Raw genomic sequence first — 7,015 nt, forward strand, 5'->3', positions numbered from 1 at the left:
ATGTGTATAAGAGACCGGCCTCGCCGTGCCCCGCCTCCGTCGTCGTAGCGGTCGTACCGGCCGTACCGGCGTCAGGACCCGGACCCCGCCGGGCCGAACCACCGTTCCACGGCCTCCGTCAGGGCCGCCGCGTCGGCGGCCGGGTCGCCGGCCCAGGCCACGTGGCCGTCGGGGCGGACCAGGACCGCGTCCGCGGGGATCTCGGGGGCCGGTTTCACCGCGGCCGCGCGGAGGCGGTCCGTGCGGCCCGCCGTGGCCGCGGGAACGCCGTCGGCCGGACCGGTCAGGGTCAGCAGCAGGCCCCGGCCCGCGTGCAGCAGGCGCGGGACGCTGGTCGTGCCGTCCGCGCCCACCAGCGGCACATGCGGCAGCCGGCGGCCCAGCGGCGGCGCCGAGCCCTCCGGCGCGTAGCCGACGTCCAGGCCGGTCGACAGCTCCAGCAGGTGCCGGTTGACGTCCGGGTACTTCAGCAGCTCCGTCACCAGCTCCCGCACCGGCGCCACCCGCCGCGCCGGATGGATCAGCGCCAGCTGCGCGTCCGTGGCCGCCGCGGCGCGCACACCCTGCGGGCGCCGCTCGGCCTCGTAGGTGTCCAGCAGGCCCTCCGGCGCCCAGCCCAGCAGCTCGGCGGCGAGTTTCCAGCCCAGATTGAGCGCGTCCTGGAAGCACAGGTTCAGCCGCAGCCCGGCCAGCGGGTAGAAGGTGTGCGCCGCGTCACCGACGAGGAACACCCGGCCCTCCCGGTAACGGTCGGCGATCCTGGTCGGCCCGCCGTACCGCTCCACCCACCGCACCGGCACGTCCGGGAACGGGCTGCCGTTGATCCGCGCGATCGCCTCCCGCAGCTCCGCCGCGTCCGGCACGACGTCCGCGTCCGGCAACTCGGTGTCGAACTCGGCGGTGATGATCCGGGTGACACCGGTGTCCGTGGGCACCGCCGAGTAGATCCCGCCGCCGGGCGAGACCTTGGAGCCCCGGTGCACCTCGGGCAGCTCCCCGAGCGTCACCTCCACGTCCGCGACCAGCCCGCAGTTGGGCGACCCGGACCCGGGAAAGCCGATCCCGGCCAGCTCCCGCACCCGGCTCGACTCACCGTCCGCGCCCACCAGATGACTGCCACGCAGCTCGTACTCGCCCTCGGGCCCGCGCACCCCCGCCGTCACCCCGGACGCGTCCTGGGAGAAGCCGACCAGCTCGTGGCCGCGCCGCAGCCGGGCGCCCCGCTCCACGACCGCCTCCGCGAGCCGCCGCTCCACATGCTGCTGGCCCAGCAGCAGCGCGGGCTGGTGCCGCCCCTCGAGCGCGCTGTCGTCCAGCCAGATCAGCGAGAAGTGCGTGCCCTGCACCGGTTTGCTGTGCTCCAGCAGACCGGTCAGCAGGCCGCGCTGCTGAAGCAGTTCGGCCGCCGACAGGTTCAGCGCCTGCCCGGGCACCCGCCCACTGGGCTCGGCGAGCCGGTCGAGTACGACGGTGTCGATGTCCCACAACGCCAGTTCATGGGCGAGCATGAGCCCTGCGGGCCCAGCGCCCGCGATGATGACCGGACCGGACATGCGCGGTTCCCTTCCTGCCCGACGCCCCGTGAAGGCGGCTCAGGCGATGCCGAGTTCGTTGTCGATGAGGTCGAAGATCTCGTCGTCGGAGGCGACGGACAGCTCGCTCGCCGTCAGGCCCGCGTCGGCCGGACCGCGGCTCTCCTCCAGCCGCACCAGGAAGTCCTGCACCCGTGCGGCGAGCCGGCCCACCCCGCCCGGCGAGGCCGCCGGGTCACCGAGCCGCTCCTGGGCCCGGTCCAGCTCGGCCAGCAGCGCCGCGAACGGGTCCTGCTCCGCCGGGGCGAGCAACTCGTCCAGGTGGGCGGTGAGCGCGGCCGGGGTGGGGTGGTCGAAGATCAGAGTCGGCGACAGGCGCTGCCCGGTGGCCGTACCCAGCTGGTTGCGCAGCTCGTACGCCGACAGCGAGTCGAAGCCCAGCAGCGAGAACGGCCGCTCCGGGTCCACACCGGAGGCCGACGCGTGCCCCAGCACGGTGGCCACGCTGCCGCGCACCAGCTCACCCAGCAGCTCCCGGCGTTCCGCGGCCGGCAGCACGGCGATCCGCTCCGCCGACGACGGCCCGCCGGCCGCACCGCGCCGCCCCGCCCCGCCGCGCCGCGGCGCCCGGGCCCGTACGAGGCGGTCGAAGAGCGGGTCGAGCAGCCCGGCCGCCGCGCGGTCCGCGAGGACGCCGGTGTCGACCCCCAGCGCCACCGTCAGCGGCTGACGCAGCGCCAGCGCCGCGTCGAACTGCCTGAGCCCCTCCTCCGGCGACAGCGCCACCACGCCCGACTGCGCCAGCCGGTCCAGCGCCCGCTCGTCGAGCCGCCCGCCCATGCCGTGGGTGGTGTGCCACAGGCCCCAGGCGAGGGAGGTGGCGGGCAGGCCGTGGGCGTGGCGGTGGTGGGCGAGGGCGTCGAGGAAGGTGTTGGCGGCGGCGTAGTTGGCCTGTCCCGGGTTGCCGAGGAGGCCGGCGGCGGAGGAGTACAGGACGAAGGCGGCGAGGTCGTGGTGGCGGGTGAGGTGGTGCAGGTGCCAGGCGGCGTCGACCTTGGGGCGCAGGACGGTGGTGAGCTGGGTGGGGGTGAGGTGGGTGAGGAGGGTGTCGTCGAGGACGCCGGCGGTGTGGATGACGGCGGTGAGGGGGTGGTCGGGGTCGATGGTGTCGATGAGGTGGGCGAGGGCGTGGGGGTCGGCGGTGTCGCAGGCGACGAGCGTCGCTTCGGCTCCGGCTTCGCGGAGGTCGTCGAGGAGGTCGGTGGCGCCGTCGGCGTGGGGTCCGCGGCGGCTGGTGAGCAGGAGGTGGCGGGTGCCGTGGGTGGTGGCGAGGTGGTGGGCGAGGAGGCGGCCGAGGGAACCGGTGGCACCGGTGATCAGAACGGTGCCCTCCGGGTCCAGCTCCCGCCCCACCGTCAGCAGGGTCTTGCCGACATGCTGGGCCTGGCTCAGGAAACGCAGCGCCTCCGGCGCGTTCGCGAGGCCCCAGGCGGTGACCGGCGGCGGCGTCAGCGCCCCGGCCTCGAACAGGGCCAGCAGTTCGTCCAGCATCTCCCGGATACGGTCCGGACCGGCGTCCTGTACGTCGTAGGCCGCGTACCGCACGCCGGGATGGGCCGCCGCCACCTCGTCCGGGTCCCGGATGTCGGTCTTGCCGATCTCGAGGAAGCGTCCGCCGCGCGGCAGCAGCCGCAGCGAGGCGTCCACGAACTCGCGGGCGAGCGCGTCGAGGACGACATCCATGCCCCGGCCGTCGGTGGTGGTGAGGAAGTGCTGTTCGAAGTCGGTGGTGCGGGAGTTGGCGAGGTGGGCGTCGTCCAGGCCGAGGGTGCGCAGGGTGTCCTGCTTGCCGGGTGAGGCGGTGCCGTAGACCTCGGCACCCAGGTGGCGGGCGATCTGCACGGCGGCCATGCCGACACCGCCGGCCGCCGCGTGCACCAGCAGCCGCTCCCCGGCCCGCAGGCCGGCCAGGTCCACCAGCCCGTAGTACGCCGTCAGGTACACCACCGGAACGACCGCCGCCTGCTGGAACGACATCCCCACCGGCACCCGGCCCAACAGCCGCTCGTCGGTCACGGCCACGGGCCCGAGCCCACCGGAGGGGAACATCCCGAACACCCGGTCCCCGGGCGCGAACCGGCTCACCCCGGGCCCGGTCTCGACCACGACACCGGCACCCTCGCCGCCGATCCGGGCATCGTCGCCCGGATACATGCCGAGACCGATCATCACGTCCCGGAAGTTGAGACCACCGGCCCGCATCGCCACCCGCACCTCGCCGTCCCGCAACGACGCGTCCCCCTCGGGGTGGGACACGAACGCGAGATTCTCGAGCGTGCCCCGACGCGTCACGTCCAGCCGCCATGCCCCCTCGCCCTCGGGCGGAGTGAGCACACCACGCGCCTCGTCGGCCCGCACCAGCCGGGGCACATACGCGGCCCCGTCCCGTACGGCCGCCTCCGGGGCACGCGCGGCCAGGACCGTCGTGATCGCGTCGCCGTCCGCACCGGAATCGTCGAGATCCAGCAGCGCGAACCGCTCCGGATTCTCGGTCCGCGCCGACCGTACGAGCCCCCAGATCGCCGACGCGGGCAGATCCCGCACCTCCGGGCCGGTCCGCACGGCCACCGCCCGCCGGGTGACGACCACCAGCTCCGACGCGGCGAACACCTCGTCCTCGAGCCACCGTTGGGCCAGAGCGGCGACCTCACCGACGAGGGCGTGCGTGGCCGCGGGAACATCGTCCGTCTCCCGGTCGCCGACGCAGGTGACGAGGATCCGCGCCGGGATCCCGGCCTCGGCGGTGCGCAGTTCGTCGAGGTCCGCGAACACCACGGCACCGCTCAGCGCCTGACCGAGCCCGAGCGGGTCGGGACCCACGACGCCCACCGCACCCGGGTCCGCCTGCGGCCCTCCCGCGTCCAGGGGTTGCCACTCGACCAGGTGGAGTGGGTTGTTCGTCGTGCGGAGTTGGTCCGCGCTGATGGGGTGGAGGGTGAGTTGGGCGATGGTGAGGTCGGGGGTGGTGATCGTGACGGTGGTGTCGGTGGTGGGGGTGAGGGTGACGTGGACGGTGGTTGCTTCGGTTGCGGTGTGGGCGGTGATGCCGGTCCAGGTGTGCGGGATCAGGGTCTGGTCGGGGTCGGTGGTGGCGAGGAGGGCGTGGAGGGCTGCGTCGAGGAGGGCGGGGTGGAGGGTGTGGCCGGTGGGGGTGAGGGACTCGGGGAGGGTGACGGTTGCGTGGAGCTCGCCCGTGGTGGGGTTCTGGGTGAGGTGGGTGAGGTTCTGGAAGGCGGGGCCGTAGTGGTAGCCGTGGTCGGTCAGGCGGTCGTAGAGGCCGGTGAGGTCGACGGGGTGGGTGCCGGGCGGGGGCCAGGCTGCGGGTGTGGGGGCGGGGCTGGCTTCGGTGGTGGTGAGGGTGGCGGTGGCGTGCAGGGTCCAGGTGGTGTCGTCGCCGTCGGGGCGGGTGTGGATGGTCAGGGCGCGGGTGCCGTCCTCGGCGGGGGGCTGGGCGGTGACCTGAAGCGTCAGGTGCGTGTTCTCGTCCAGGACCACGGGCGCGTGGAGGGTGAGGTCGTCGACGGTGGTGTGGCCGGTGTGGGTGGCGGTGTGCAGGGCGAGGTCGACCAGTGCGGTGCCGGGCAGGAGCACGGTGCCGGCGATGGCGTGGTCGGCCAGCCAGGGCTGCGCTGTCAGGGAGAGGCGGCCGGTGAGCAGTAGGTGAGCGGAGTCGGCCAACTCGACCTGTGCGCCCAGCAGTGGGTGTCCCGCCGTTTCCAGGCCTGCGGTGGTGACGTCCGCGCGGGCGGTGCCCTGAAGCCAGTACCGCTGACGCTGGAAGGCGTAGGTGGGCAGGGTGATCCGGCGTCCGCCGGAGAGCAGGGGGCCGAAGTCGACCTCGGCTCCGGACTCGTAGGCCGATGCCAGCGCCGACAGGAACGTATGTTCCTCGTCCCTGTCCTTGCGGAGAGCGGCGGCTGCGGTGAACTCACCCGACTCCAGGGAACTTTGGACCATTGCGGTCAGCACCGGGTCCGGGCCGAGCTCGATGAAGCGGCTCACGCCCTGGGCGTGCAGGGTCTGAATACCGTCGTGGAAGCGGACCGTGCCGCGGATGTGGCGGGCCCAGTAGACGGGGTCGGTCAGTTCCTCGGCCGTGGCGAGTTGTCCGGTGACATTGGAGACGACCGGGATCGCCGGCGGGTTGAAGGTCAGGGTGGAGGCGATGCGCGTGAACTCCTCCAGCGCCTCGTCCATGTGCGGGGAGTGGAAAGCGTGGCTGACCGTCAGCCGCTTGACCTTGATGCCCTGGCCGGCGAACCGCTCGGCGATCTCCTCCACCGCGTCCGCGTCCCCGGAGACGACAACGGCCGCCGGCCCGTTCACGGCCGCCAGGTCCACCCGGCCCGCGAACTCCGCCAGCCCGGGGACGACTTCGGCCTCGCGAGCGGCGACCGCGAGCATCGCCCCGCCCGACCGCGCGGCCTGCATCAGCCGTCCCCGCGCCGCCACCAGCGCGCCCGCGTCGGCCAGGGACAGCACCCCGGCCACATGCGCGGCCGTCAGCTCACCGATCGAGTGCCCGATCAGAATGTCCGGGCGCAGCCCGAAGGACTCCACCAGCCGGAACAACGCGGTCTCGACGGCGAAGAGCGCGACCTGCGTGTACTGGGTCTGGTGCAGCAACTCGGACTCGCCGAAGACGACCTCCTTGAGCGGCCGCTCCAGATGCGGATCCACCGCAGCGCACACCGCGTCGAAAGCCTCCGCGAACACCGGCTGCGAGGCGTACAACTCCCGCCCCATCCCGGCCCGCTGACTGCCCTGCCCCGTGAACAAGAACGCCGTACGACCCGAGTCAGCCACTCCAACCGGCGAGTCACCGGACGCCAGCGCGCCCAGCCCCGCCACCAGCTCCGTACGGTCACCACCGAGCACCACCGTCCGGTGCTCGAACACCGTTCGCGTCGTAGCCAGGGAGAACGCCACATCTCGCACCCCGACCGACGGATCCGCGGCCACGAACTCCCCCAGCCGCCCCGCCTGCTCCCGCAACGCCTCCGCCGAACGAGCCGACAGCACCCACGGCAGCACACCCACCGTCTCCGGCGCGGCCTCGGCAACCGCCTCCTCCGGCGGCGCCTGCTCCAGCACGACGTGCGCGTTGGTCCCGCTGATCCCGAAGGACGACACCGCCGCCCGCCGGGGCCGATCTGTCGCCTCCGGCCAGTCCCGCTCGTCCGTCAGCAGCGAGACCGTACCGGCGGACCAGTCGACATGGGACGTGGGCGTATCGACGTGCAGGGTGCGCGGCAGCACTCCGTGCCGCATCGCCTGCACCATCTTGATGACGCTGCCGACGCCCGCCGCCGCCTGCGTGTGGCCGATGTTGGACTTCAACGAGCCCAGCCACAGGGGCTGTTCGGCGTCACGTTCCTGGCCGTACGTCGCGATGAGCGCCTGCGCCTCGATCGGGTCGCCCA

Annotated in this window: 2 protein-coding genes; both read right to left on the reverse strand. The window is 73.5% G+C overall.

Going from position 1 to position 7,015, the window contains the following annotated elements; translation table 11 throughout:
• Positions 1-71: 71 nt before the first annotated feature.
• Positions 72-1,553 (reverse strand): FAD-dependent monooxygenase, encoded by a 1,482-nt coding sequence (locus tag ACWGJM_RS48780; protein WP_453418237.1) that lies wholly within the window; start codon positions 1,551-1,553, stop codon positions 72-74.
• Between the two features lie 39 nt (positions 1,554-1,592).
• Positions 1,593-7,015, reverse strand: a 5,423-nt coding sequence (locus ACWGJM_RS48785; RefSeq protein ID WP_453418238.1) for a type I polyketide synthase, incomplete at its 5' end; no start/stop codon positions are given.

Source organism: Streptomyces sp. NPDC054834, from assembly GCF_053611185.1.

Coding starts and splice junctions, on each gene's coding strand:
- ACWGJM_RS48780 (WP_453418237.1), bottom strand. CDS start 1,553: ATGTCCGGTCCGGTCATCATCGCGGGCGCTGGGCCCGCAGGGCTCATG.